This is a genomic window from Rhodococcus sp. OS5 (assembly GCF_056837585.1).
Genome location: NZ_CM166368.1, coordinates 3,081,357 through 3,107,513, shown reverse-complemented (window position 1 = coordinate 3,107,513; position 26,157 = coordinate 3,081,357). Strand labels below are relative to the sequence as shown.

Annotated in this window: 24 protein-coding genes; 9 read left to right on the top strand and 15 right to left on the bottom strand. The window is 63.1% G+C overall.

All coding sequences use genetic code 11. The features are described from left to right. Positions 1-4: 4 nt before the first annotated feature. The 7 genes from zwf to ACVZUB_RS14680 all read left to right on the top strand — a co-directional run bounded on the left by zwf (position 5) and on the right by ACVZUB_RS14680 (position 5,908). The gene (gene zwf, locus ACVZUB_RS14710; RefSeq protein WP_030536404.1) at positions 5-1,549 is read left to right on the top strand and encodes a glucose-6-phosphate dehydrogenase; all 1,545 of its coding nucleotides are present in this window, start codon (positions 5-7) and stop codon (positions 1,547-1,549) included. Further along, positions 1,549-2,457: a glucose-6-phosphate dehydrogenase assembly protein OpcA gene (gene opcA / locus ACVZUB_RS14705; protein WP_003944921.1), complete on the top strand. Its 909-nt coding sequence runs from the start codon at positions 1,549-1,551 to the stop codon at positions 2,455-2,457. Before zwf ends, opcA begins: the two co-directional genes overlap by 1 nt. After that, positions 2,450-3,190 carry a 6-phosphogluconolactonase gene (gene pgl, locus ACVZUB_RS14700; protein WP_372027806.1) on the top strand — a complete coding sequence of 247 codons (741 nt, stop codon included), beginning with the start codon at positions 2,450-2,452 and terminating at the stop codon, positions 3,188-3,190. Before opcA ends, pgl begins: the two co-directional genes overlap by 8 nt. 324 nt (positions 3,191-3,514) lie before the next feature. Next, entirely contained in the window at positions 3,515-4,435 is a 921-nt protein-coding gene (locus tag ACVZUB_RS14695; protein ID WP_482628516.1) for an SDR family oxidoreductase, read from the top strand. 25 nt (positions 4,436-4,460) lie between these two features. Beyond that, on the top strand, positions 4,461-4,805 hold the full coding sequence (locus ACVZUB_RS14690; protein WP_482628515.1) for an iron chaperone: 345 nt from the start codon (positions 4,461-4,463) through the stop codon (positions 4,803-4,805). A gap of 32 nt (positions 4,806-4,837) precedes the next feature. After that, the gene (locus tag ACVZUB_RS14685; protein ID WP_064444586.1) at positions 4,838-5,560 is read left to right on the top strand and encodes an AAA family ATPase; all 723 of its coding nucleotides are present in this window, start codon (positions 4,838-4,840) and stop codon (positions 5,558-5,560) included. A 27-nt stretch (positions 5,561-5,587) separates the two neighbouring features. After that, complete coding sequence (locus tag ACVZUB_RS14680; RefSeq protein WP_003944891.1) at positions 5,588-5,908, top strand: TfoX/Sxy family protein; 321 nt, start codon at positions 5,588-5,590, stop codon at positions 5,906-5,908. A 990-nt stretch (positions 5,909-6,898) separates the two neighbouring features. Here ACVZUB_RS14680 and ACVZUB_RS14675 read toward each other — a convergent pair. Continuing rightward, complete coding sequence (locus ACVZUB_RS14675) at positions 6,899-8,383, bottom strand: hypothetical protein (protein WP_210378405.1); 1,485 nt, start codon at positions 8,381-8,383, stop codon at positions 6,899-6,901. Next, on the bottom strand, positions 8,373-9,365 hold the full coding sequence (locus ACVZUB_RS14670; protein ID WP_193595306.1) for a hypothetical protein: 993 nt from the start codon (positions 9,363-9,365) through the stop codon (positions 8,373-8,375). Before ACVZUB_RS14670 ends, ACVZUB_RS14675 begins: the two co-directional genes overlap by 11 nt. Positions 9,366-9,897: 532 nt before the next feature. On the opposite strand from ACVZUB_RS14670, the gene ACVZUB_RS14665 reads away from it, so the two are divergent. Beyond that, the gene (locus ACVZUB_RS14665) at positions 9,898-10,410 is read left to right on the top strand and encodes a hypothetical protein (protein ID WP_007727952.1); all 513 of its coding nucleotides are present in this window, start codon (positions 9,898-9,900) and stop codon (positions 10,408-10,410) included. On the opposite strand, the gene ACVZUB_RS14660 is transcribed toward ACVZUB_RS14665, so the two are convergent. From ACVZUB_RS14660 to secG, 3 genes are all read right to left on the bottom strand, one after another. After that, a complete protein-coding gene (locus tag ACVZUB_RS14660) occupies positions 10,397-11,182 on the bottom strand; it encodes an oxidoreductase (RefSeq protein ID WP_042919818.1) in 786 nt (261 codons plus the stop codon). The two genes, ACVZUB_RS14665 and ACVZUB_RS14660, sit on opposite strands and share 14 nt — an antisense overlap. A gap of 104 nt (positions 11,183-11,286) precedes the next feature. Further along, positions 11,287-14,061, bottom strand: a complete 2,775-nt coding sequence (gene ppc, locus ACVZUB_RS14655; protein ID WP_050656345.1) for a phosphoenolpyruvate carboxylase — start codon at positions 14,059-14,061, stop codon at positions 11,287-11,289. 103 nt (positions 14,062-14,164) lie between these two features. After that, positions 14,165-14,398, bottom strand: a complete 234-nt coding sequence (gene secG, locus ACVZUB_RS14650) for a preprotein translocase subunit SecG (RefSeq protein ID WP_003944946.1) — start codon at positions 14,396-14,398, stop codon at positions 14,165-14,167. 209 nt (positions 14,399-14,607) lie between these two features. Between secG and ACVZUB_RS14645 the strand changes: the two genes are divergently transcribed. After that, positions 14,608-15,408: a tyrosine-protein phosphatase gene (locus ACVZUB_RS14645; protein ID WP_039972891.1), complete on the top strand. Its 801-nt coding sequence runs from the start codon at positions 14,608-14,610 to the stop codon at positions 15,406-15,408. An 89-nt stretch (positions 15,409-15,497) separates the two neighbouring features. Here ACVZUB_RS14645 and tpiA read toward each other — a convergent pair whose 3' ends face one another. The 10 genes from tpiA to ACVZUB_RS14595 form a co-directional block, all read right to left on the bottom strand. Next, positions 15,498-16,283 carry a triose-phosphate isomerase gene (gene tpiA / locus ACVZUB_RS14640; protein ID WP_042919821.1) on the bottom strand — a complete coding sequence of 262 codons (786 nt, stop codon included), beginning with the start codon at positions 16,281-16,283 and terminating at the stop codon, positions 15,498-15,500. A gap of 6 nt (positions 16,284-16,289) precedes the next feature. Continuing rightward, positions 16,290-17,501 carry a phosphoglycerate kinase gene (locus ACVZUB_RS14635; protein WP_003944901.1) on the bottom strand — a complete coding sequence of 404 codons (1,212 nt, stop codon included), beginning with the start codon at positions 17,499-17,501 and terminating at the stop codon, positions 16,290-16,292. A 17-nt stretch (positions 17,502-17,518) separates the two neighbouring features. Then, positions 17,519-18,538 carry a type I glyceraldehyde-3-phosphate dehydrogenase gene (gap, locus tag ACVZUB_RS14630; protein WP_003944851.1) on the bottom strand — a complete coding sequence of 340 codons (1,020 nt, stop codon included), beginning with the start codon at positions 18,536-18,538 and terminating at the stop codon, positions 17,519-17,521. Positions 18,539-18,696: 158 nt separating this feature from the next. Continuing rightward, positions 18,697-19,674 carry a DNA-binding protein WhiA gene (gene whiA / locus ACVZUB_RS14625; RefSeq protein WP_021344225.1) on the bottom strand — a complete coding sequence of 326 codons (978 nt, stop codon included), beginning with the start codon at positions 19,672-19,674 and terminating at the stop codon, positions 18,697-18,699. Then, on the bottom strand, positions 19,671-20,735 hold the full coding sequence (locus ACVZUB_RS14620) for a gluconeogenesis factor YvcK family protein (protein ID WP_054188215.1): 1,065 nt from the start codon (positions 20,733-20,735) through the stop codon (positions 19,671-19,673). The genes whiA and ACVZUB_RS14620 overlap by 4 nt, the downstream gene beginning before the upstream one ends. Next, positions 20,732-21,631, bottom strand: a complete 900-nt coding sequence (rapZ, locus tag ACVZUB_RS14615; protein ID WP_003944872.1) for an RNase adapter RapZ — start codon at positions 21,629-21,631, stop codon at positions 20,732-20,734. Before rapZ ends, ACVZUB_RS14620 begins: the two co-directional genes overlap by 4 nt. Continuing rightward, positions 21,628-23,820, bottom strand: coding sequence for an excinuclease ABC subunit UvrC (gene uvrC, locus ACVZUB_RS14610; RefSeq protein ID WP_003944805.1), 2,193 nt, complete (start codon positions 23,818-23,820; stop codon positions 21,628-21,630). Before uvrC ends, rapZ begins: the two co-directional genes overlap by 4 nt. Positions 23,821-23,894: 74 nt before the next feature. After that, on the bottom strand, positions 23,895-24,368 hold the full coding sequence (locus ACVZUB_RS14605; RefSeq protein WP_003944987.1) for a PH domain-containing protein: 474 nt from the start codon (positions 24,366-24,368) through the stop codon (positions 23,895-23,897). Further along, entirely contained in the window at positions 24,365-24,862 is a 498-nt protein-coding gene (ribH, locus tag ACVZUB_RS14600) for a 6,7-dimethyl-8-ribityllumazine synthase (RefSeq protein ID WP_003944999.1), read from the bottom strand. Before ribH ends, ACVZUB_RS14605 begins: the two co-directional genes overlap by 4 nt. Continuing rightward, on the bottom strand, positions 24,859-26,133 hold the full coding sequence (locus tag ACVZUB_RS14595; protein WP_003944833.1) for a bifunctional 3,4-dihydroxy-2-butanone-4-phosphate synthase/GTP cyclohydrolase II: 1,275 nt from the start codon (positions 26,131-26,133) through the stop codon (positions 24,859-24,861). The genes ribH and ACVZUB_RS14595 overlap by 4 nt, the downstream gene beginning before the upstream one ends. Positions 26,134-26,157: the final 24 nt, after the last annotated feature.

Here is a 26,157-nt window from a genome sequence, read left to right as displayed (position 1 = left end):
GCCTGTGAGCGATTCCGCGGCGGCATCAGATTGGGTGAATCCCCTTCGGGACAGCACCGACAAACGGCTTCCGCACATTGCGGGGCCCTGCGCCCTGGTGATTTTCGGTGTTACCGGCGACCTTGCCAGGCGCAAGCTCATGCCCGCCATCTACGACCTCGCCAACCGTGGACTGTTGCCGCCCGGATTCGCTCTGGTCGGGTTCGCCCGGCGTGACTGGACGGACGAGGACTTCACGAACGTCGTCCTCGAAGCAGTCAAGGACGGCGCTCGCACCAAGTTCCGTCAGGACGTCTGGGAGAGGCTCGCCGAAGGTATCCGGTTCGTGGAGGGCAGTTTCGACGAGGCCGAGGCCTTCCAGAACCTGTCCGACACGTTGGCCACGCTCGACAACGAACGTGGTATCGGCGGCAATCACGGTTTCTACCTTGCGATTCCGCCCAACGCGTTTCCTCAGGTGCTCGAGCAACTGTCGGCGTCGGGCCTCGCGCAGGCCGAGGACGGTCAGTGGCGACGAGTCGTCATCGAGAAGCCGTTCGGCCACGACCTCGAGAGCGCTCGCGAACTGAACGCCGTCGTCAACAAGGTGTTCCCCGAGGACACGGTCTTCCGTATCGACCACTACCTCGGTAAGGAAACCGTCCAGAACATTCTGGCTCTGCGCTTCGCGAACCAGTTGTTCGATCCGATCTGGAACGCGCACTACGTCGACCACGTTCAGATCACGATGGCCGAGGACATCGGCCTCGGTGGACGCGCGGGGTACTACGACGGCATCGGCGCGGCCCGTGACGTGATCCAGAACCACCTGCTGCAGTTGCTCGCGTTCACGGCGATGGAAGAACCCATCAGCTTCGAGCCGCTCAATCTGCAGGCGGAGAAGATCAAGGTCCTCTCGGCTACTCGCCTTGCCGAGCCCCTCGACGAGACCACCGCCCGCGGCCAGTACGCGGGCGGCTGGCAGGGTGGGCTGCCGGTGGTCGGGCTCCTCGAAGAAGACGGCTTCGCAGCGGACTCCATCACGGAGACCTTTGCCGCCATCACCCTCGAGGTCGACACCCGCCGCTGGGCGGGTGTGCCGTTCTACCTGCGCACGGGCAAACGACTCGGACGCCGTGTCACCGAGATCGCGGTGGTGTTCAAACGTGCACCGCACCTACCGTTCGACAAGACGATGACCGAAGACCTCGGCCAGAACGCTCTGGTCATCCGCGTGCAGCCCGACGAGGGCGTCACCATGCGGTTCGGCTCGAAGGTTCCCGGATCGAGCATGGAAGTCCGTGACGTCAACATGGACTTCTCGTACGGCCAGGCTTTCACCGAGTCGTCTCCGGAGGCGTACGAGCGGCTCATTCTCGACGTGTTGCTCGGCGAGCCGTCTCTGTTCCCGGTGAATGCCGAAGTTGAATTGTCTTGGGAGATCCTCGATCCCGTCCTCGAGCACTGGGCTGCCGGCGGTAAGCCGGAACCCTACGAGGCCGGAACGTGGGGACCACCGTCTGCGGACGAAATGATGCAACGCACCGGACGCGAATGGAGGCGACCCTAGTGATTCTCGATTTGCCGTCCACCACCACGGTCCAGGTCAGCAAGAAACTGGTCGAGGTACGTAAGACCGGCGGCGCTGTCACCTTGGGACGAGTGTTGACGCTCGTCGTCTGCACCAGGGACACCGGGAATGCCGAGGAAGCCATCGAGGCCGCCAACGAAGCAAGCCGCGAGCACCCTTGCCGCGTCATCGTGCTTCTGCGTGGCGACGAGCAGAGTGAGCCCAGGCTCGATGCTCAGATCCGTGTCGGCGGGGACGCCGGCGCCTCGGAGGTTGTCGTGTTGCGTCTCTACGGTCCGCTTGCGGACCACGAGAGCAGCGTCGTCATCCCGTTCCTGCTCCCCGACACCCCGGTAGTCGCGTGGTGGCCCCTCGAGGCACCCGAGATTCCGGCGAAGGACCCCGTCGGGAAGCTCGCGATACGGCGCATCACCGATGCCACCGGCGCCCCCGATCCGACCGCCACTATCAAGGGGCGACTCGCGTCGTACACCGCCGGCGATACCGATCTCGCCTGGAGTCGCGTCACCTACTGGCGCGCGCTCCTCGCGTCGGCTCTCGATCAGCCGCCGCACGAGAAGATCACCTCAGCGGTGGTCTCCGGTCTCAAAACCGAACCGGCACTGGATATTCTCGCCGGTTGGTTGGCGGCCAAGATCGACGGTCCGGTCATTCGGCGTACGGGTGAGCTGACGGTCGAGTTGAAGCTCGAGACTCGCAGCATCTCCATCAGTCGTCCTCAGGAGGGCACGACCGCTACGTTGATCCGCACCGGTCAGCCTGACGCGCTGGTTTCTCTGGGTCGTCGAGAGACACGCGATTGCCTCGCCGAGGAATTGCGTCGGCTCGATCCGGACGAGATCTACGAGGAAGCTCTGGCCGGATTGGAGAAGGTGACCTATGAGTGATGTTGTCGTAGAGAAGTTTTCCGACGCCGGCCAACTTGTCGACGCTGCCGCCGCACGCCTGGTCACGACCATCGTCGATGCCCAGAAGGCTCGCGGGTTTGCGTCCATCGTGCTGACTGGCGGTGGAACCGGCATCGCACTTCTGGAGAAGTTGCGTGAAGCTCCCGGCGACATCGACTGGTCGCAGATCGATCTGTACTGGGGCGACGAACGGTTCCTGCCGTCCGGCGATCCCGAGCGGAACGAAGTCCAGGCTCGTGAGGCGCTTCTCGATCATGTGCCGGTCGATCCCGACAGGGTACATGCGATGGCCGCATCCGACGGTATCTACGACGGTGATCCCCACGGGGCGGCGACGGCGTACGAACAACTGCTGGGCGCTCAGGCACACGGGAATCAGGTTCCGACGTTCGACGTGCACCTGCTCGGCATGGGCGGCGAAGGACACGTCAACTCGTTGTTCCCGCACACCGACGCTGTTCGCGAAGAAGCGCGTTTCGTAGTCGCGGTGACGGACTCCCCCAAGCCGCCACCGGTGCGGATCACCCTCACGTTGCCTGCTGTTCGGCGAGCCAAAGAGGTCTGGCTGCTCGTCTCGGGTGCTGCAAAGGCCGAGGCTGTTGACAAAGCCATCGGAGGTGCTTCGGCCGAGGACTGGCCGTCCGCCGGCGCCACCGGTTTGGTTGCGACACGTTGGTTCCTCGATACGGACGCTGCCTCACAGCTTCCCTGATCTGATTTCACAGATCTGATTCACACAGGTCGGGAATCGTCTTCCGGCGATTCCCGGCTTGGTGGTACGTCGACGACTTCCTCACCGTGGCGACTTTCGACTACCCGCCGAGTCCGGATCCGATGCGAATTTCCTTTTGACGGAACGGAACTCAATCCCGAGATCCCGTTTCTCCAACCAGCACTGCGCCCCACACAACGATCCATCTCTCCCCCTGCCTCCTTCATCCGAGTGATTACTACCTTGGACGCCGCGAAGTAAGGTTCGGTTCCGCAGATCGCGTTCACTCTTGAACGAAGCAATCCAGGCGAGAACAATCGAACAATGTCGTGGACACCGAATCCGGACGCACTTCGCGGGCGAGTGGCTGTAGTTGCCGGGGCGACGAGGGGCGCCGGACGCGGAATCGCCGCGGCCTTGGGCGAGGCCGGTGCAACCGTCATCTGCACTGGTCGGAGCACATCTGCCGGAATTCTTCAGTCGGACTATCCGCGCGGAGAGACCATCGAAGAGACGGCAGAGCTGGTCACCGAGCTGGGCGGCGTCGGCGTACCGATTGCCGTCGATCATCTCAAGAGCAAACAAGTGGCTGATCTCGCCGAACGCTTGCGAATCGACTATCACCATATCGACATCTTGGTCAACGACATCTGGGGCGCGGAATTACTCAAGGGTGGGCCGGCGGAGTGGAACACGCCAGTATGGGAACACGATCTGGACAAGGGCTTTCACATTCTGCGCCTGGCAATCGACACCCACATCACCACGTCGCACCACCTCCTGCCGCTCATGACCGATAGGCTAGGCGGACTGGTCGCCGAAATAACCGATGGCACTACCGAATACAACGCATCGAACTATCGTATCTCGGTGTTCTACGACTTGGCCAAGGTGTCCGTGAACAGGCTCGCATTTTCGCAAGGCCACGAACTTGCCCCGTTCGGATGTACTGCCGTCGCCATCACTCCCGGGTTCCTGCGATCGGAGATGATGCTGGACAATTTTGGTGTCGGCGAATCGAATTGGCGTGACGCTCTGTTGCCGGAGCGGGATGGTCCGACTGCGCCCGCGGATTTCGCACGCTCCGAGTCACCAAGATTCATCGGACGTGCGATCGCGGCCATCGCTGCCGATCCGAATCGACAGCGATGGAATCAGCGATCGGTCAGTTCAGGCGAACTCGGAACGGAATACGGGTTCACCGACGCGGACGGCAGCCGCCCCGATTTCTGGCGGACCAAATGAATCCGGCTGCGATTATGATCCGCGCATGGCCGAATTCACGACGATCGACGAATACATCGCTTCGTTTCCCACCGACGTGCAACCAGCCCTCGAGAGTATCCGCGAGACGATTCACAACACGGTTCCAGGCCTCGATGAGACCATCAGCTATCAGATGCCGACCATGACGGTGAACGGAAAGAACCTGATTCACTTCGCAGGCTGGAAAAACCACATCTCGATGTATCCGCTCCCGGCGGGTGACGCCGAGTTCGAGAAGTCCGTCGACCCTTACCGGGCTGCGAAATCAACGGTGAAGTTCCCGCTGAACAAACCGATCCCTCTCGATCTCGTGGCTCGGATCGTCGAATTGCTCGCGCAGCGCCACTAACATCCGTTCTCGTCGGAGCCTTGTGAGAACGTATGGCCGTGCAGAGACAACCCATCCGCCGCATCAAGGCTGGGCCATCGTCGGGCGCCGACGTAGGCAGCTGGCCGATGACGGTACCCGCTGTTGCGCAGATCGTTCAGGACGGTCTCGAACTTCCACCGGGTGTCACCATTCTGGTCGGCGAAAACGGAGCGGGAAAGTCGACCGTCATCGAAATTCTTGCCGCCGTTCTCGGTCTCAATGCCGAAGGCGGGTCGACCAATACGCGGCATCAGACTCGATCGAGTGAACCGGGCGGCCTCGACCTTGTGGTCGAGCGGAGTCCCGGCGCATCGAAGTGGGCGTACTACCTCCGAGACGAAACCCTGCACGGTTTGTACACGTACTTGGAGGACAACCCCAATCCCAAGCGACCTGAACCGCTTTACCATCACCTCTCCCACGGTGAGGCGCTGCTCGAGATCCTGTCGTCGAGGACCTCCGACGGCGGCTTCTATCTCATCGACGAACCCGATGCCGCACTCTCCTTCCAAGGAACCCTGACACTGGCGGCGCTGCTCGGCGAGCTGGTGGAATCCGGCGCGCAGGCGGTGATCGCGACGCACTCGCCGATCATCGCGGCGCTGCCGAACGCCAACCTGCTCGAGATCGGAGAATGGGGAATCCGAGCCTCGAGCTGGGAGGACCTCGATCTGGTGTCGAACTGGCAGCGGTTCCTTCACGACCCGCACACGTACCTGCGCCATCTGATCTAACCTGGAACTCCACCCCAGGAGGCCTCCATGGCATACGACAAAGCGCTGGCTGAGCGTATCCGCGATGCGCTCTCGGGCGAGGACGACGTCGAGGAAGTAAAGATGTTCGGTGGGCTGAGCTTCATGGTGAACGGGAAGCTGGCCGCCAGTGCGAACTCACACGGCAACATCATGGTTCGGTGTGACCCCGATCGAGTCGACGAGCTTCTGACGCACAAGGGTGCAAGTTGGCCCGAGATGCGGGGTAAGCCGATGAGCAAGGGATGGATCGTCGTCGACCGAACCGGGACGAGTTCGAACGTCGAATTCAACGCGTGGATCAAGGAAGCTCTGGACTTCGTTCACTGACAGCTAGCGCGCGATGCTAAAGGTGGCTGCTGAGACCCTGCTCGCGCAGTGTCGCAGCGATCCGCGCCATCTCCGGAGGGCACAGAGATCGACGGTTCGCGATATTGAGTGCACCTAGCCGGTCGCGAAGTACAGACCGCGCTGTTGCACTGCGCTGCGGGCAGCCCCACAGTGCCGTGCACACAACGGGGATAAGCAGCAGCGCAATGACTGCTCATAGGATGGCGACGACCGCCGCCAAAAGGAAGATGAGGGGCACGTGTAACTCCCGCGGTAGTGCGGGAACGTGACACGAAATTATCTACGCGCAGAGCCGATCTCGCTGGTTTACTGATGTCTAGAATCAACCGGCCACCGGTGGGACCGCGAGTGACTTGTGGATGGGTCGCCACCAGGTGCCCCCGGGATTCGCCTACCCAAAATAGTCGAGTAGCCCACGATCGAACCAGATCCCTTGCTGTTTCGCGCATTCTGCGCAGTAGCAGAACAAGGAATGCAGTAGCAGAACAAGGAATTGGGTCCCGAACACTCGAAGAGTTGGACCGGAGAGCGGCTCGTACGAGTAGGCGCTCGACGGTCCTCGCGCAAAGATCTGCCCAGTCTTGCGCGGGCACGGAAGCGATGAATGAACCGGTGTCCCGTAGCGCTAGCTCGAGATGGTCTATGTCAAGACGGCCGCAGCGGGAAACCATAGCCGCCACGATGGACGAGGTCTTTCCCGACAGGGTCGGCAAGCAGAGAACAATAGGACCGATGACACACTGCCCGGGCTGAACCGCAATAGATCGAAGCTCCCCTTGGAGCTCCAGGGGCCCTCCGCAGGGTCTTCGATCACGCGAATCTTCGTGAGGTCGAACCCTGGTGGGATGGTGCAGCGCGACGACTCCCCATCAGCTGAACTGGCCACATCGAGCGTGCACCCAGACATACTTGGGTCCGCCAGATGTTCGCTTATTCCTGTGTCTTTCCTGGGGAACCACAGGGTACTCACTAGTCGAGAAAGTAGGCGAGGACCTTCTCGTCGGAATCCAAGACCTCTTCCGATGCCACCCCGAGATCGAGTGCGAGCTCTACGGATCCGAGGAGGGCGACCTCCAGGTCAGGTGAGAAGGCCCGTTCGAGCAACCCGAGGTAGTCGGACATTCTCGCATCGAGCTTCTCGATGAGCTCCCCGTACTCAGCGGCGAGTTGCTCGTCGAGCGCCCGCTGTTCGCCGACGTATTGCGCGATCAGCGAAGCCTCCCGCTGGGAGAGGGAGGACGAGACGGTCTTGTACATGATGATGCCGACGGTGTTGCCGATCACGGCGCCGAGGACGGGCACTGGGATGAGAGCCTGCCCGACGCAGGAGGACAGGGCGCTGACGGCGGTCTCGAGGCAGACGAGCTCCGCGTTCTCGATGAACTCGAGCTCGTCGATCTCGCCACGACGAAGCTTGTTCGCCTGCTCCGCGACGCCGAAGGCCGCGGTGACGATCGAGCTGGCGACAGCGGCGGAGGTGGCGGTGAAGTTCGTAAGCCAGTAGATGCTGAACCCTCGGACACCGCCTTTGGCGACGCCGAAACCGCCTTCGCCCGCGATGTCGGCCCAGTCCCCACCAGTGAAATCTCTGAGATGCTTCCCCGCACGCCGTCTCTCGACCAAGGCCAGCACCACGGCGGTCCCGCCCTCGATCGCGGCGGCCGCAAGGGTGGCCTTCGTGCCCTCGCGCAGGGTCGGGCGGCTTTCCTGGTAGGCATCGCCGCGCAGGGACTGGTCGGTGGAGCGGAGGGAACCCTCCTCTGTCTCCAGCGTTGCACTGTAAGCGCCCTTCTGCACCTCGGAGTACTCCAGGTGCGAGGGTTCGAGGGACTCGATGCCGACAGAGCCTTCGTCGAAGAATGCGTGGATCCGGTTCCAGTCCTTGAGCGAGGGGCCGTCGCCGCCGAGTGTCAGGAGCTTGCCAGCATCCTCGCGTGGCATGGCGTGCAGCTTCCGGATCACCTCGAAGTGGTCGCGGGGGATCTGGTATTTTCCACCGTTTTCGACGAAGTCGGGATACTTCTCGAGGTGTTCGGCGATCGCGCCGAGGCCGAAGCGGCCGCCGGCCGCGACGAACTTCTGCTGAATCTCCACGCCGCCGCGCATCAGGTCCACGGGGCCGTTGTCATTGACCCACTGATAGACAGGGCCGTTACCGAGGATCTGGCTGCGAGCGTTGCCGAGGCCCACCTCTGCGACCTCGGCGATGAAGCCGTGCATGCCCTTGACTCCGCCGCGATTAGCGGCAACCACCTCGAGGTCGATTCTCCGCATCGCGTCGTGGAGGCTGGCGAGCGCGTCCAGGAGGTTCACGTCCTGCCGGTTGAGGGCGCTCAGCAGGTTTTCCAGTCGGAGCTGGTTGAGGTAGTTCACCCAGGCAGCGACAGCCTGTTCCTGGTTGCTCTTGCCTAGTGTTGCAGCGTCACTCGTCAGTGTTGCCGCGTCACTCGTCATCGGGGTCCTGCTCGATTCGCTTGCCCAGCAGGGCCGCGCCTGCCTTTGTGTTGTTCACCAGCGCGGCGAGCTGGGACTGCTGCGGCGCAGGCAGCGCGCGGAAGTCGGCGCCGAAGTATCCCAGCGCGTCGCCGTAGCTCTGCAGGAGCAGCTCACGAAGGGAGGTGGTGCGCCGGAGGAGGTCGTCGATCTGAGCGTCCATGCCCTTGACGAGCACGGTGTTCTGCTTCACCGCGGTCAGCGCCTCCTGTTTCGCCGCGCGGTTCTCGAACTTGTTCTTCGCGAACAGCCCGATTGATGCGAGGAGGGTGGCCCCCGCGACTGTCCAGCCGACGGGGCCGGCCAGAGCGAGCAAGGCGCCACCTGCCGCAGTGCCTCCGCCTCCGGCCGCGATGGCTCCTCCTCCGAGCCAGGCCAGAGCAGCCTTGGTCGCGACGGCTCCGGAGAGAGTGGAGATCGCGGTGCCGGTCGATGCGGTACCGAAGGTGGTGGCGACCCACAATGCAGCTGTCGGAGCCATGCTCGCGACCGCGGCGCCCGCGGTGAACCCAGCGCCTGCTCCGGCAGCCGACTTGCGCGCGGCTTCGAGGTCCTTGCGTGCGAACTCCTCCGCCTCCAGGAAGTCGGTCTTGTGGACGTGGATCTCGTCGAAGTCGGTCTCGAACGTCTTGGGGGTGTGAGCGACGCTGTTCACCAGCAGCTCGACGAGCTCGATCAGATCCGTCGAGCGTTCGCGCTGGCGTAGGAGAGAAAGGCCCTTGTCGTTCATCGAAGTGAACGCGCCGTTGTACTGGGCTATGGCCTCCTCGTAGGGGTCTGGCTTCTTCGTGGTCAGCTTCCCGCCGTTGCCTACGGCGACGTCCTCGAGGTCGCTGGTCTGCTCGATCAGCTGCTTTGAGCTATTCCGCGCGAACTTTCCGAAGCTGCCAACAGCTTTGTCAAAGCCCTGTTTGGCCTTGTCCATCCTGAGCGGTTCAACCATCGAGATCTCCGAACTCCCTTGTTGTGTTCCTGGCAACAGGACAGTATCGGACACGCCAGACAAAGTGGACGCACCGGTTGGTTTCAAAGTGACTAATTACGCCATGACTCCCCCAACTAATGCCATCGCTCTGCGGCCGCCCCTTGGCGGCTATGGGCCACTTGCGACAACCGGGCCTCCTCGCGTCCCAGACGAACCGGCCTTCGGCCTTCATTGCGGAAGTTCTTCGCTTTGTCCCGTCTACGAATCGGCGACGCGCACAAATTGGCAGTTTCGTAAGGTAAGCGCCTCGATGATGCGGGCGCTGCCCATCATCGAACTCGATCGACTGGCCGCGGAGTTTCCAGCGGCCAGGGCCACACGGCCCTCCTGGACCACCGGTTGAAATTCTTGTAGATCGCGTTCCAGTTCCGCCTACCGCGGGTTCGATCAATTTCGCTCGATTCGGCAAAAGTGAACTGGGCGGCCCTTAGACTCCGGAAAAGCATTGGATTGGGCGGCTCGACGCCGCGGAGGAAAGGTGGTCCGTCCCGTGACGTTCACACCCAATCAGCCGGATCACCAACGCGCCTTCGGGTTTCAGCTGCCGTCGACCCGCGCAATTCCCTCCCTCATGCCCGACCGTTTCGGACCTAGCCTCATCGGATCGCTCTGGGCGTGCGCCGGGATCGTCGCCGGAAGCCTCGGCCCGTGGACGTCATCCTCCGCACTGGACCACAGTGGTATCGACGAATGCGGAGTGATCACTCTCGTCCTCGCTCTCTGCGCGGTGACCGCGCTGATCACCCTCATGGTTCGAGACGTCACGCCCGAGATCAAGAATCACTGCACCGGCCCTTTGGTCGGAATCGCGGTCTTGATCGTTGCCGTCGGAAACGCCGCGTCCATCGTGCGACGTAGTACCGAGTTCGCAGGGCACACTGCCGGACCGTCCATCGGGTGGGGACTGTGGGTGGTCATCGCGTCCGCAGTGATCCTGTGCATCACGTCGTCGACCGTCGCGCACATGATCAGGTTTCAGGCAGCAATGATCACAAGGTCTTGATCAGACCGCCGTCGATCACGAAATCCGCGCCTGTCACGTTCCCCGCACGATCGCTGGCGAGGAACAACACCAGGTCGGCAACCTCTTCGGGGAAGGTGAACCGCCCAGTCTCGGCTCCGGCCGCGGCGCTTTCGACGATGTCGTCGGCGGCTGATCCACTCGCTTTCGCCAGCGTCGAGGCCACTCCGTGCTTGCCGAGCCACAACTCCGTTTGCACCGGGCCAGGGCTGACGGTATTGACGCGGATCCCCTGCCCGCCCAGTTCTTTCGACAACGACTTCGAGAAGTTGGTCAACGCCGCTTTGGCGGCGCTGTAGTCGATCACCGTGGGGTCAGGTAAGAATGCGTTGACCGAACTGATCGTCACGATGCTCCCGCCACCTCGGCGGATCAACTCCGGCAGCGCAGCGCGAACAGTGCGTACAGCCGACAAGAACGTCAGATTGAACGACGCCGCCCACTCTTCGTCTGTGATGGCCGCGAAACCGCTCGTTCTCGGGGTGACGGCGCCGACGTTGTTGACCAGGATGTCGACGCCGCCCCTCGCTGCTGCAACCTCGAGCAGTCGGGTTGATCCTTCGACACTCGCGAGGTCGACGCCGACAAAGGTGACGGCGCCGCCGGACTGCAGCGATTCGAGTTCCGGCGAGAGCGTCCGCGAGCCCGCGACGACGTGGACTCCCTCGGCCACCAGGGCCCGAGTGATCGCCAACCCGATACCTTTTCCCGCGCCGGTAACGACGGCAGTTCGTCCGTCCAATTGCAGATCCACTGCGGTCCCCGTTCGGTCCGGTGCGCAGCGTTGGGTGTGCGTGCGACAGCTCTAGAGTCGCCGCACGCACACCCTGGTAAACCTGCAGAACCAGCCGCTGTTACCTAGCCACTGTTACGAAGCGCAGTGGCAAGGCCGTTCATCGTCAGCTGGATACCCCGACGCACCTGATCGCTCTCGTCGCCGGAACGGTACCGACGGATCAGCTCGACCTGTAGATGGTTGAGAGGTTCGAGGTACGGGAACCGGTTGTGGACCGAACGCTCGAGGCCCGAGTTGTCGGCAAAGAGGTTCTCGTTGCCCGTGATTGCCTTGTACATGCGAATTGTGCGTTCGTGCTCGTCGGTGATCATTCCGAAGACTCGATCGCGCAGTTCGGCGTCGGGCACGAGGTCCGCGTACCGGGCCGCCAAACCGAGATCCGACTTCGACATCACCATGGCCATGTTCGAGAGCACGGTTCGGAAGAACGGCCACTTCTCGTACAGGGCCGTCAACGTGGCAAGCCGAGTGTCGTCTCCGTCGATCCATCGTTCGAACGCGGCGCCGGTTCCGTACCAACCCGGAAGCATCACGCGAGACTGACTCCACGAGAGCACCCAGGGAATCGCTCGCAGGTCGGAGATCGCCTTGGTCTGCTTGCGAGAGGCCGGACGAGAGCCGATGTTGAGTGCCCCGATCTCGGCGACCGGTGTCGACGCTTCGAAGTACTGCACGAATCCTGGTGTGTCGTGCACCAATTCGCTGTACGCGGTGCGGGCGAGGGCCGCGAGCTCGTCCAGTACCGCGTAGGCAGCGTCGGCATCGCTGCCGAGTCCTTCGACGTCGAGCAACGTCGACTCGATAGTCGCGGCGATGAGTGTTTCGAGGTTGCGATGTGCCAGACGCGGTTCGGCGTACTTGGCCGCAATCACCTCACCCTGCTCGGTGATTCGCAGAGAACCAGCGACTGCACCGGGAGGCTGAGCCAGAATCGCTTCGTAACTCGGTCCGCCGCCACGTCCGACGGTTCCGCCGCGGCCGTGGAAGAGCCTCAACCTGATTCCGCTCTTACGCGCGGCATCGACGAGGTCGAGTTCGGCACGGTACAGCGCCCAGTTGGCTGCCAGGTACCCGCCGTCCTTGTTCGAGTCGGAGTACCCGAGCATCACTTCTTGACTGTCACCACGGGAACGGACGATCGCACGATAGATCGGGATGTCGAGCGTCGCCAGCAATGTGTCGGCGCCGCCCTGCAGATCCTCGATCGTCTCGAACAACGGCACGATGCCGATCGGGCACGAGGGCTCGCTACCGACGCCCGGATCGAGCACCCCGACCTCTTTGAGCAGCACTGCGGCCTCGAGCATGTCACTGACCGAGGTACACATGCTGATGATGTAGTTGGGTACCGCACCCGCTCCGAGAACCCGCACTGCCTTGGCACCGGCCGCCATGATGGCCAGTTCCTTGGTGGTCAATTCGCTGAACTCGGCGTCCGGCGAAGTCAGTGGTCGCCGCGTCGTCAACTCGGCCGACAGCAATTCGACTCGATCGGCTTCCGGCAAGGACGCATAGTCCGGGTGAACTCCGGCCCACGCCAGAAGTTCTGCGACGACGCTTTCGTGTACCTCGGAGTTCTGCCGCATATCCAGACCGGACAGGTGAAAGCCGAACACCTCCACCGCTTCTCGGAGCCGATCGAGTCGATCGTCGGCGATGGTCTCGTCACCGAAACGACGCAACGAGGTGTCGATGATTCCGAGATCCCGCTGCAACTGTGCCGGGTCGGTGTACGCCTCGAGTCCGTCGTCGGAGCCGTGGGCGGGCAACTCCCCCAGTACCGTCAGTGCTGTGGCGCTCAAGCGCCCGCGGATACCGCGAATCGCGCGACGGTACGGCTCGTCGGCCCGGAAGGCAGAGTCGTCGCCGGAGGTAGACGCCAGCAGATCGAGTTCGGGCGTGACGGAAACCAGCCGCGCCGACATCGACAGTTCACGCTCGAGATGTTCGAGTTCCTCGAGGTGATGCTCGAGAGCAGTCGCCGCAGCGCGCGACGTGGCGCGCTGGACGATTTCGCCGGTCACGTACGGATTGCCGTCTCGGTCACCGCCGATCCACGAACCCGGCCTCAGGATCGGTTCCGGCAGCAGGCCAGCTTCCGGCCAACGCGCGCGCAGAGCTTTGCGAACCTCCGCATTGATCTTCGGAATCACCTCGAACAACGCTGCGTCGTAGTAGCGCAGGCCTACCTCGATTTCATCCTGGATGCGGAGGCGGCTGAGCCGGATCAGAGCCGTCTGCCACAGGGTCAGGATCTGACGGCGCAATTGCAGATCTACATCAGCGGTTTCTGCGACGCTCAGCGCCGTGCGCTCGCGGTATCGCATCAACTCGGTGATCCGACTCTGCGTCTCGAACACCGTACGGCGTCGAGTCTCCGTCGGGTGAGCGGTGATGACGGGTGAGACCAGGGCGCCCCGAAGCGCTTCTTCGACGGTGGCCGAATCGATATCGGCTGCATCAAGTTTGGTGTACGTGGCCGCGAGAGTGCTGTCGCGGGGCGGTTCCCCCGCATTGACGTGGATGGCCCGTCGACGCTCGCGATGGATGTCCTCGGCCAGGTTGGCGAGCAGTGCGAAGTGACTGAACGCCCGGATGACGGGAATGGCGTCGTCCGTACTGATTTCGGCGAACAGCGACACCAGTTCGGCGCGATCGATCTCCGAACGACGGACTCGGAACGACTCGACACGGGCTCGCTCGACCAGATCGAACACATTGTCGCCGGCTTGCTCTCGCACTATTTGTCCGAGTATTCCGCCGAGAAGCCGGATGTCTTCGCGCAGCGGCTCGGTGGCCTCTCGCGGTGTTTCTCGATGCGACGCGGTTTCAGTCATCACACAATTATCGACCGAAACAAAGAACCCCGCTCGATAGGCGGGGTTCCGTGTCTGAAATTCGTGTGTGAAAAACTACCGGCTGTAAGTCATGAGCCGAGAATCAGGCGAACTTGATCTCCAGGCCGATGCCGACGATCGAAATGAGCCAGATCAACGCGGTGAAGACCGTCAACCGATCGAGGTTCTTCTCGACAACAGTCGATCCGGACAGGCTGGACTGGACACCGCCACCGAACAGACTCGACAAACCGCCGCCCTTACCGCGATGCAGGAGCACCAAGGCGATGAGGAGCAAGCTGGTGATGACCAGCAGGATATCCAGGAACAGTTTCATGTCTGTCTACGTCCACCAATCCAATAGGGACAACTACAACCGATAACACCATACAGGCGCGCGCAGATAGCCTGACCACATACCCGCCTCGCACATGACTTTGCACCCGGCCAGGCACGACTCTTGGTCAGTGGCATCGATCACACTGTCGAGATACCGATTCAGTAGTTTTTCAGTTGACGCGACTCTACCTCCGAAAGGCCGGCTCCATGCTTTCCGACACTGCCCTGCCCAACACTGCCCTGCCCGACACACCCCTGCCTGACACACCGCGTCTGGCTTCGATTCACAACTTCCGCGACGTGGCCGGCCCCGGGTACGTCACGACCAGCGGACAGGCGATGAGCCGCGGAGTCTTCTACCGTGCAAACGTACTGACGCCCTCGCCCGAGGATCTTGCAATCGTGGAATCGCTGGGGCTGACCGCCGTCTATGACGTGCGCTCCGAAACCGAGGCGAACGAAACTCCCGACATCGTGCCGGCGCCGGCGATGTACGCCCACATTCCCATCCTGTCCGGAAACATCCACGCCGAAGCGATGGCTCTCCGAACAGCGGACGCTGCAACAGCTTTCATGCAGAACATCAATCGCAGCTTTGTCGCAGACCCCGTCACTCGGAACGGATTTTCGCAGTTGTTCGCCGCCCTGGCGACCACCGAGGGGCCGCAACTCTTCCACTGCACGGCGGGCAAGGACCGAACAGGTTGGGCGGCAGCACTACTGCAGACACTCGCTGGTGTACCGCGCGAAACGATCACGGCGGACTACCTGCTCACGAACACGTACTCGGCCGAGTACATCGATGCAACAGTCGCGAAGATCGCCGCTGCCACAGATGCAGACAAGGGCGAGGTGATCCGGTTGCTGCTTTCCGTCGACGCGAGTTACCTGGGCGCTGCCTTCGAGCAGGTCGAGCACCACTACGGGACCGTCGAGAACTATCTGACCGCCGGGTTGGAGCTTGCTCCCGAACTCGTCGGCGCTCTGGAAACCAAACTGGTGAGCTGACTCGCGAACAAAAAACTGCGGGTGTGTGGCCTACTCGGTCACACACCCGCAGTCTTAGTCTCGAGCAGTTTCAGCTCACTACCCGATCATCACGGGAGTGGACCGCCTGCAGCGATCGCAGACAGTGTCGCGAACTCGTCAGCCTTGAGTGACGCGCCGCCGACAAGAGCGCCGTCGACGTCGGTCTGGCCGACGATCTCTCCGACGTTCTTCGAGCTGACGCTACCGCCGTACAGAACGCGAACGCCGGCCGCGACCTCGGCGTCGGCAAGTTCGGCCACTGTTGCTCGTACCGCAGCACACACTTCCTGTGCATCGGCGGCAGAAGCGACACGGCCGGTGCCGATGGCCCAGACAGGTTCGTACGCAATGACGATCTTGGAGATCTCCTCCGCGCTCAGGCCCGCCAACGAACCCTTGAGCTGTTCGACGTTGTAGGCGACATGCTCGCCCGCTTCGCGGATCTCGAGGCCTTCGCCGATGCACACGATCGGCGTGAGGCCGTTCTTGAGAGCGGCCTTCGTCTTCGCGAGGACGGTCTCGTTGGTCTCACCGTGAAGGGTGCGACGCTCGGAGTGACCGACCACGACGAAGGTGCAACCGAGCTTGGCCAGCATGGAGCCGCTGATCTCGCCCGTGAACGCACCCGAGTCATGAGCCGAGACATCTTGCGCGCCGTACGTGAGGAGGAGCTTGTCGCCCTCGATCAGCGTCTGGACGCTTCGGATGTCGGTGAACGGCGGGATGACCGTGACGTCCACTTTGTCGAAGTACTTCGCAGGCAAAGAGAAAGCGATCTTCTGCACCAGGGCGATAGCCTCGAGGTGGTTCAGATTCATCTTCCAGTTGCCGGCGATCAACGGCTTACGTGCCATGTCGGATCAGCCTTCCAGTACTGCGATGCCAGGCAGCTCTTTGCCCTCGAGGTACTCGAGGGAAGCGCCACCACCGGTGGAAATGTGCGAGAAGCCCTCGTCCGGGATACCGAGCTGACGAACGGCTGCTGCGGAGTCGCCGCCGCCGACGACGCTGAAGGCGCCCTTCTCGGTTGCCTCCACGATTGCCTCGGCGACACCGCGGGTGCCTGCCTCGAACTTCGGGAACTCGAACACGCCCATCGGGCCGTTCCAGAACACCGTCTTGGCGCCGGTCAGGATCGCGGCAAAGCGCTTGACCGACTCCGGTCCGATGTCCAGACCCATCCAGCCGTCGGGAATCTTGTCGAACGGAACGATCTTCGACTCGGCATCGGCCGAGAAGGAGTCCGCGACGACAACATCCTGAGGGATGTGGATGACGTCGGCGTACCGGTCGAGGAGATCCTTGCAGGTCTCGATCATGGACTCTTCACACAGCGAATTGCCCACGGACACACCCTGAGCCGCGAGGAACGTGTAGAACATTCCGCCGCCGATCACCAGAGTGTCGACCTTCGGCGCCAGTGCCTCGATGACGGCCAGCTTGTCCGAGACCTTGGAGCCACCGAGCACCACCGCGTACGGACGCGCCGCGTCCTGCGTGAGCTTGGCGAGCACCTCGACCTCGGCGCCGACCAGGTATCCGGCGTAATGCGGGAGCAGCTTCGCGACGTCGAAGACCGACGCCTGCTTACGGTGAACAACACCGAATCCGTCGGAGACGAATGCGCCGTCGTCACCGACCAGCTCGACGAGAGCCTTGGCGAGCTTGACCCGCTCGGCTTCGTCCTTGCTGGTCTCGCGAGGGTCGAAACGGATGTTCTCGAGCATCAGGACGTCACCGTCGGTGAGTCCTTCGGAACGAGCCAGCGCGTCCTGTCCCACGACGTCACCGGCGAGTTGCACGTTACGACCGAGGATTTCGGCCAACTTCGCGGCAACCGGTGCGAGGGAGAACTTGGGATCGGGCTGACCGTCGGGGCGCCCGAGGTGCGCGGTCACGATGACCTTCGCTCCACCCTCGGCGAGTGCCCGCAGGGTGGGAGCGGACGCGACGATGCGACCCGGGTCCGTGATTTCTCCGCCATCCAACGGGACGTTGAGGTCGGAACGCACCAGTACGGTGCGCCCCTCGACCCCAGCGTCCAGCAGATCCTTCAGCGTCTGAACTGCCACTGTTATCGAAACTCCGCTCAGAGAGACTTGGCGACGAGGCCGATGAGGTCGGCGAGGCGGTTGGAGTAGCCCCACTCGTTGTCGTACCAGGAGACGATCTTGACCTGGTCGTCGATGACCTTCGTCAGACCCGAGTCGAAGATCGACGAGTGCGGGTCGGTGACGATGTCCGAGGAGACGATCGGTGCGTCGGTGTACTTCAGGATGCCCTTGAGGGGTCCTTCGGCAGCAGCCTTCATCGCAGCGTTGATCTCGTCGGCGGTGGCCGACTTCTTCAGGTTCGCGGTGAGGTCGGTGACCGAGCCCGTGGGGATCGGCACGCGCAGTGCGTAGCCGTCGAGCTTGCCGAGCAGCTGCGGAAGAACCAGGCCGATTGCCTTGGCTGCACCGGTACCGGTGGGAACGATGTTGAGGGCAGCTGCGCGGGCGCGACGGAGGTCTGCGTGCGGAGCGTCCTGCAGGTTCTGATCCTGGGTGTACGCGTGGATCGTGGTCATCAGACCCTTGACGATGCCGAACTCGTCGTCGAGAACCTTGGCGATGGGGCCGAGGCAGTTGGTGGTGCACGACGCGTTGGAGATGATGTTCTGGCTGCCGTCGTACTTGTCGTCGTTGACGCCCATCACGATGGTGATGTCTTCACCCTTGGCCGGAGCCGAGATGATGACCTTCTTGGCGCCGGCTTCGAGGTGTCCCTTGGCCTTTGCGGCGTCGGTGAAGATGCCGGTGGACTCGACGACGACGTCGACGCCCAGCTCGCCCCAGGGAAGTTCGTTCAACGGGCCACGGTGTGCGAGGGCCTTGATGCGCTGATCGCCGACGACGATCGTGTCGTCACCGTCGAGCGACACGTCGTACGGCAAACGGCCGAGGATGGAGTCGTACTTCAGCAGGTGAGCGAGCGTCGCGTTGTCAGTCAGGTCGTTGACTGCCACGATCTCGATATCGGTGGTTCCGAGCGCCTTCTGCGCATCCACCGCCCTGAAGAAGTTACGTCCGATACGGCCGAAACCGTTTACGCCAACCCGGACAGTCACAATTCGCTCCTTTGACCATGATTCTGGTGTGCAACTTGACCCACGCATACTCCGAATCCGTGTGTGCACGACGCGGACGTGGGGTTCATCGGTCGATGTGACTCATACCCTAATGCGCGTGGCCCGAACGTGCGCAGCCCACCCTGACGGAGGGCAGGTCACCCCTCTTCGAGTAGCTCCACATTCACTGCGGATTCGGTGTCGGGTATGCCCGTTTCCTTGGCCTTGCGATCAGCCATGGACAGCAGGCGACGGATACGTCCGGCAACGGCGTCCTTGGTCATCGGCGGGTCGGCCAACTGGCCGAGTTCTTCGAGGGACGCCTGCCGATGCTCGACGCGCAGAGCACCCGCCGCCGCGAGGTGATCGGGCACGTCCTCACCGAGGATCTCCAACGCACGCTCGACGCGCGCAGCAGCCGCAACGGCAGCGCGAGCAGAGCGTCGCAGGTTTGCGTCGTCGAAATTGGCGAGACGATTGGCGGTGGCGCGGACCTCGCGTCGCATCCGCCTCTCCTCCCACACCAGACGTGTGTCCTGGGCTCCCATTCGGGTCAGGAGATCGCCGATGGCCTCACCGTCGCGGATCACCACACGATCCGTTCCGCGAACCTCACGTGCCTTCGCCGAGATCCCCAGACGCCGCGCAGCTCCAACCAGAGCAAGTGCAGCTTCCGGGCCGGGGCAGCTCACTTCGAGCGCCGACGAACGGCCGGGTTCGGTCAGGGAACCGTGCGCGAGGAACGCACCGCGCCACGCTGCTTCGGCGTCGCCGACACTTCCGCCGACGACCTGCGCAGGCAAGCCGCGAACCGGGCGCCCGCGAAGATCGAGCAGTCCCGTCTGGCGCGCGAGGGCCTCACCCTCCTTCGCTACACGCACGATGTAGCGAGCGGACTTTCGAAGCCCGCCCGCACTGAGTACGTGCACATCGGCACTGTAGGTGAACAGGTCGAATATCTCCCGGCGCAGACGTCGCGCCGTGGAGCCCAGATCCACCTCTGCTTCGACGACCACCCGGCCGCCGACGATGTGGAGCCCACCGGCAAAGCGCAGCAACGCGGAGACCTCTGCCTTGCGGCAGCTGACCTGAGTCACCACTAACCGGCTCAGTTCGTCCTTGACCTCCGCTGTCATTGCCACGAAGCGTTCTCCCTCTGTTCTTCGGATTGCTGTTCTTGCAGGGAAGACTGTGTCGAATCCCCTACTGCCGCACTGCTCGACAGTTCAGCCAGTACATCGGCCAGTTTTGCCGGATCGTGTACATGCGCTGCGCCCGGTGAGGTGTCCGCGACATCCGCGTACCTGACTTCGGCTGAAAATTGATCCGCCGCACGCTGCAGATGTTCACGTTCACGCCCGGCCGGTACCGACGCCGAGTCGACCACCACGTAGTCGACCCGGAAATCGGGCACGTGTTGGGAGAGTACGTGCAGGTGACGCTCTGCGGAGAATCCGGCGGTCTCCCCCGGCTCGGGTGCGAGATTGAGCACCAGTACCTTTCGAGCCTTCGTCGACGACAGTGATTCGACGAGTTCGGGTACCAGGACGTGTGGGATCACGCTCGAGAACCACGATCCCGGGCCGAGAACCACGAGATCGGCACGATCGATCGCAGTCACGGCATCGGGGCACGCGGGCGGATTGGACGGGAGCAGTCTCACACGCCGAACCTTGCCCGGGGTCGTCGCGACGGCAACCTGTCCACGAATGCAGCGGCTGACGCGGGGGTCCTCCTCGAGTCCCTGAACGTCGGCTTCGATCTCGAGCGCGATCGGCGACATCGGCAGCACACGACCACGGATTCGCAGCAGTCGCGCCATCTCGTCGAGCGCGGCGACCGGATCGCCGAGCACCTCGGTCAGTCCGGCCAGGATGAGATTGCCCACCGAATGCCCGGCAAGTGCGCCGACACCGCCGAAGCGATGCTGAATGGTCCGAGTCCAGTCGACTATCTCGGGTTCGTCCGACGCGAGAGCAGCCAGCGCCATCCGGAGGTCTCCAGGCGGGATGACGCCGAGTTCGGCGCGCAGCCGGCCCGACGAACCACCGTCGTCGGCGACCGTGACCACGGCGGTGACGTCGACCGTCAAGCGTCTGACGGCCTGGAGCGTGGCGAACAATCCGTGCCCGCCGCCGAGCGCAACGATGGCCGGCCCTTCGGGTGTCTCCCGCGAGCGATGTGTCGGTTCACTCATTCGCGCCCCAGATCCCGGTGCACGATGCTGACCGAGATGTCGTCCTCGGAACCCAAACGCCTCGCGAGAGCTTCGGACATGGCTACGCTTCGGTGCTTACCGCCGGTGCATCCGACCGCAATTGTCATGTAGCGCTTTCCTTCTCGTCGATATCCGGCGATCGTCAAATCCACCAGATGTCGGTAGGTGTCGAGATAGTCTTCCGCGCCCTCGCGGGACAACACGTAGTCGCGGACGTCGGCATCCTGACCGGTGTGCGGGCGAAGTTCAGGGATCCAGTGGGGATTGGGCAGGAAACGAACGTCACAGACGAGATCGGCGTCCATCGGCAGGCCGTACTTGAATCCGAACGACTGGACCGTCACCTTCATCGTGCGGTTGGCATCGTTTCCGAACGCCGTTTCGATCTTCTGACGCAGCTGATGCGCCTTCAGTGCCGACGTGTCGATGACCAGATCGGCGGCCGCCTTCACCACAGCCAACTGCCGACGCTCGGCTGCGATCCCTTCGGACAACGTGCCGTCGATGCCGTCGTTCTGCAACGGATGACTGCGGCGCACCTGTTCGAACCGTCGGATCAACACGTCGTCCGACGCTTCGAGGTACAGCACCCGAGTATGGATCGGTTCCGCCTCGAGTTCGGTGAGCACCCACCCGAGATCGCCGGTGAAGAGTCGACTCCGCACGTCGATCACGACGGCCAGACGATCGACCGGCGGATCGGAGGTCAGGCTCAGACCGACCATTCGGGAAATGAGCTCAGGTGGCAAATTGTCCGCGACATACCAGCCGAGGTCTTCGAGCACCTTGGCAGCGGTACTCAAACCTGCTCCGGACAATCCCGTCACCAGCAGGAAATCCATCGTTCGACTGTCTTTGGCGCTGTCGGTAGTCACTGTGCACTCGGCCCCGTCGTCGGCATGGACAATTCTCGCGACTCGGAGCCCTCGTCACCGCTACCGGATTCGGCGCTGGGCGCGTCAGCAGACGTAACAGACGATTCGGATTCCGTGTCCAGCTCATCATCCCCTACCGCGGCTGGCAGCGCTCGAGCTTCAGCGCCCGCGTCGGCTGCAGCCGAATCCGTGCCGAGTGCGGCCAGAACTGCTGTGGCGGTGGTCTCACCGATACCGGGGACCTGCATGATCTCCTCGACCGTTGCCGTTTTCAGCTTCGCCACGGAACCGAAGTGAGCCACCAGAGCGGTTCGACGAGTTTCACCGAGCCCCTTGACCGAATCCAGAGCCGAAGCCGTCATCCGCCTCGAGCGTTTGCTGCGATGGAACGTGATCGCGAAGCGGTGGGCTTCGTCTCGGATGCGCTGCAGTAGGTACAACGACTCGCTCGTCCGAGGGAGGATGACCGGATCTTCTTCCCCCGGTACCCATACCTCTTCGAGTCTTTTGGCCAACCCGACTACCGCGACGTCAGTGACCCCCAGCTCGTCGAGGACCGCCGCTGCCGCCGTGACCTGAGGGGCGCCGCCGTCCACGACGAACAGATTGGGCGGATAGGCGAACCGCCGAGGCCGGCCCGTCGCCGGGTCGATCGCCGCTTCGGGAGCCAGATCCCCACCGTCCGAGTCCATGGTCGACGCCGACGCCGCGAGGACGCCCAGGTCGCGGTTGTGGCGCAGGAACCGCCGACGCGTGATCTCCGCGATACTCGCGACGTCGTCGGAATGACCGTCGCCGGCAGCTTCCTTGATCGCGTAATGGCGGTAGTCCGACTTACGCGGGAGCCCGTCCTCGAACACGACCAGTGACGCCACGACGTCGGTTCCCTGGACGTGACTGATGTCGATGCATTCGATTCGTAGCGGAGCCGAGTCCAGGTCCAGTGCTTCCTGGATGCCCTGCAGCGCCGCGGAACGCGAAGTGAAATCGCCGGCGCGCTTGAGCTTGTGCTGCGCCAGAGCCTCTTTCGCGTTTCGCTGGACTGTTTCGGCGAGGTCTTTCTTGTCGCCGCGTTGCGGAACCCGCAGTTGCACTTGCGATCCCCGAAGCTTGCTCAGCCACGCCTGGATCTCGGTCGCGTTTGCCGGCAGAACCGGCACCAGAACTTCCTTGGGAACTGCGCTGATCCCGGCCTCGGAACCCGCTCCCGGGTCGAGGGCCGCCTGCTCCCCGTAGAACTGGGTGAGGAACTGCTCGACCAGGATCGGCAGGTCGGACTCGGCGTCGAGTGCGGCCCAGTCGATGGCGTCGCCTGCCTTCTCCACGACCCATCCACGCTGACCCCGCACGCGTCCGCCCCGCACGTGGAACACCTGAACGGCGGCTTCGAGATCATCGGTGGCAAAGGCGACGAGATCGGCGTCGGTGCCGTCACCGAGTACGACGGCCTGCTTCTCGAGCGCCTTGCGCAAAGCCCCGATATCGTCACGCAGACGGGCTGCGGTCTCGAAGTCGAGGTCCTCGGAAGCCTGCTGCATGCGCTTTTCGAGATCTTTGACCAACTTGTCCGTGCGGCCGGCGAGGAAGTCGCAGAAATCTTCGACGATCTGACGATGCTCCTCGGCGCTGACTCGCCCGACGCAGGGCGCCGAGCACTTGTCGATGTAGCCGAGCAGACACGGCCGGCCGATCTGGTTGTGTCGTTTGAAGACTCCGGACGAGCACGTTCGTGCGGGAAAGACTCGTAGCAGCAGATCGAGTGTTTCGCGGATGGCCCAGGCATGGGAGTAGGGACCGAAGTACCGGACACCCTTGCGCCGCGGACCGCGGTAGACGAACAAGCGCGGGAACTCTTCGTTGAGCGTCACCGCGAGAACCGGATACGTCTTGTCGTCGCGGTACCGAACATTGAACCGCGGATCGAATTCCTTGATCCAGTTGTACTCGAGCTGAAGCGCTTCGACTTCGGTACTGACGACGGTCCACTCGACGCTGCCGGCGGTGGTCACCATCTGCCGAGTACGGGGATGCAGTGTCGTGACGTCCGCGAAGTACGAGTTCAAACGTGAACGGAGGCTTTTCGCCTTTCCGACGTAAATGACCCGACCATGCGGATCGCGAAATTTGTAGACGCCCGGCGCAGCCGGAATGGTTCCGGTAGCGGGGCGGTAAGTCGAGGGATCCGGCACGGTTTCAGGTTAGTCGCCGCCACCGACCGACTCGGAAACGCGCAGGATGCGGGCACCGAACCGGTCGGAAGACGTCAGTTGCTCTTGTGAGCGACCGGTGCGTAGCGGTCGGCCAGTTCGCGGAACTTACCGACCGTGTCGACGGCGTACTCGCGGTCGTTGGACTGGATCGCCATCACTGCCATGTACTCGTCGTCGGGCAATTCGATGCGTGCCCAGGCGGCACCGTCGGGGAACGAGAGTCCCTCGAACAGATCCCAGTCGACGATCTTCTCGCCCAGGATGTTTCGTACGGCAATACCCTGCTTGCCCACCTTGACCCGGGGCCGCGTCAACATCAGCACACCGAGAGCCAGAATGGTGCCGATGCCTGCCATCGCGATCTGGTCCGCGGCACGGAAGTACACGCCGGTGGACCCCTGGCGAAGCAGGAGTGCCAGTGTGACGTGAACGATCACCAGGAGGACGGCAACTCCGATCGCGTATCGCGTCGACTTACGCGGTGACGCAATCAGTTCCCAGTTCTCGTTGTCGCCGGGTGTACTCATCGAAACGAATCCTCGGTCCATGGTGCTCGGAGATGGCGCAGGGTCACTGCGGTGTCCAGTGCGGCGGCGCAGGCCTGTGCGCCCTTGTCCTCGACGCTACCCGGCAGACCCGAACGGTCAAGAGCCTGCTGCTCGGTGTCGGTGGTCAGGACACCGTTCCCCACGGGGGTGCTTTCGTCGAGCGAGACGCGTGTGAGGCCCGCGGTGACCGCGTCGCACACGTACTCGAAGTGCGGCGTGCCACCGCGGATGACAACACCGAGAGCGACGACGGCGTCGTGCGTGCGCGCCAATGCCTGCGCAACGACCGGCAGTTCGATCGCGCCGGCGACACGGACCAGTGTCACGTCCTTGATCTGTGCTTCCTGCGCGACGCGCTGCGCGCCGGCGATCAGGGCCTCGGAGATCGTCGCGTGCCACTGCCCGGCAACGATCGCCAGCTTCAGATCCTTGGCCTCGGCGATCGCGAGCTGCGGCTGACCTTCGCCGCTCACAGTGCGGTTCCCGGCTGTGCGGTGTTCTGGTTCGCCTCGTACTCGTCCAGTCCGATCAGATCGTGGCCCATCCGATCGCGCTTGGTGCGCAGGTAGGTGAGGTTCTCCGCATTCGCGCGCAGCGGCATCGGAACACGATCGGTGATCTGCAGGCCGTAGCCGTCCAGACCCACACGCTTGGCCGGGTTGTTGGTCAGCAGACGCATCGACGAGATCCCCAGATCGACGAGGATCTGGGCACCGATGCCGTAGTCACGGGCGTCCGCCGGCAGGCCGAGTTCGAGATTGGCGTCGACGGTGTCGGAACCGGCGTCCTGGAGCTGGTAGGCCTGCAGCTTGTGCATGAGACCGATGCCACGACCCTCGTGCCCGCGCATGTACAGAACAACGCCGCGGCCTTCCTGGGCGACCATGTCCAGTGCGGCGTCGAGCTGCGGGCCGCAATCGCACCGCAGCGAACCGAAGACGTCGCCGGTGAGGCACTCGGAGTGAACGCGGACGAGTACGTCGCTACCGTCGCCGTCGGGGCCTGCGATGTCGCCGCGCACCAGCGCAACGTGCTCGACCTCGTCGTAGATGCTGGTGTAGCCGACAGCGGTGAACTCACCGTGGCGGGTGGGGATGCGGGCCTCGGCGATACGCAGCACGTGCTTCTCGTGCTTGCGACGCCACGCGATGAGGTCCGCGATCGAGATCAGAGCAAGGTTGTGTTCGTCGGCAAATACTCGCAGCTCGTCGGTCTGAGCCATCGCGCCTTCGTCCTTCTGGCTGACGATTTCGCAGATGACGCCGGCGGGACGCAGGTCCGCCATGCGGGCGAGGTCGACTGCAGCTTCCGTGTGGCCAGGACGACGCAGTACTCCGCCTTCCTTCGCGCGGAGCGGAACGACGTGACCGGGGCGAGTGAAATCGTTGGCACCGGATTCGGGGTTGGCGAGCAGACGCATCGTCGCAGCGCGGTCCGACGCCGAGATGCCGGTACCGATTCCCTCACGGGCGTCGACGGTGACGGTGTACGCCGTGCCGTGCTTGTCCTGGTTGGTGGCGTACATCGGGGGCAGGCCCAGCCGATCGCAATCGTCACCGTCGAGCGGCACGCACAGGTAGCCGGAGGTGTACCGGACCATGAACGCCACCAGTTCCGGGGTGGCCTTCTCGGCGGCGAAGATGAGGTCGCCCTCGTTCTCGCGATCCTCGTCGTCCACGACGACAACAGCTTTACCTGCAGCGATATCTGCTACTGCGCGCTCGATACTGTCGAACCTGGTCACGTGCTCGCACTCCAAAGTCTTGAC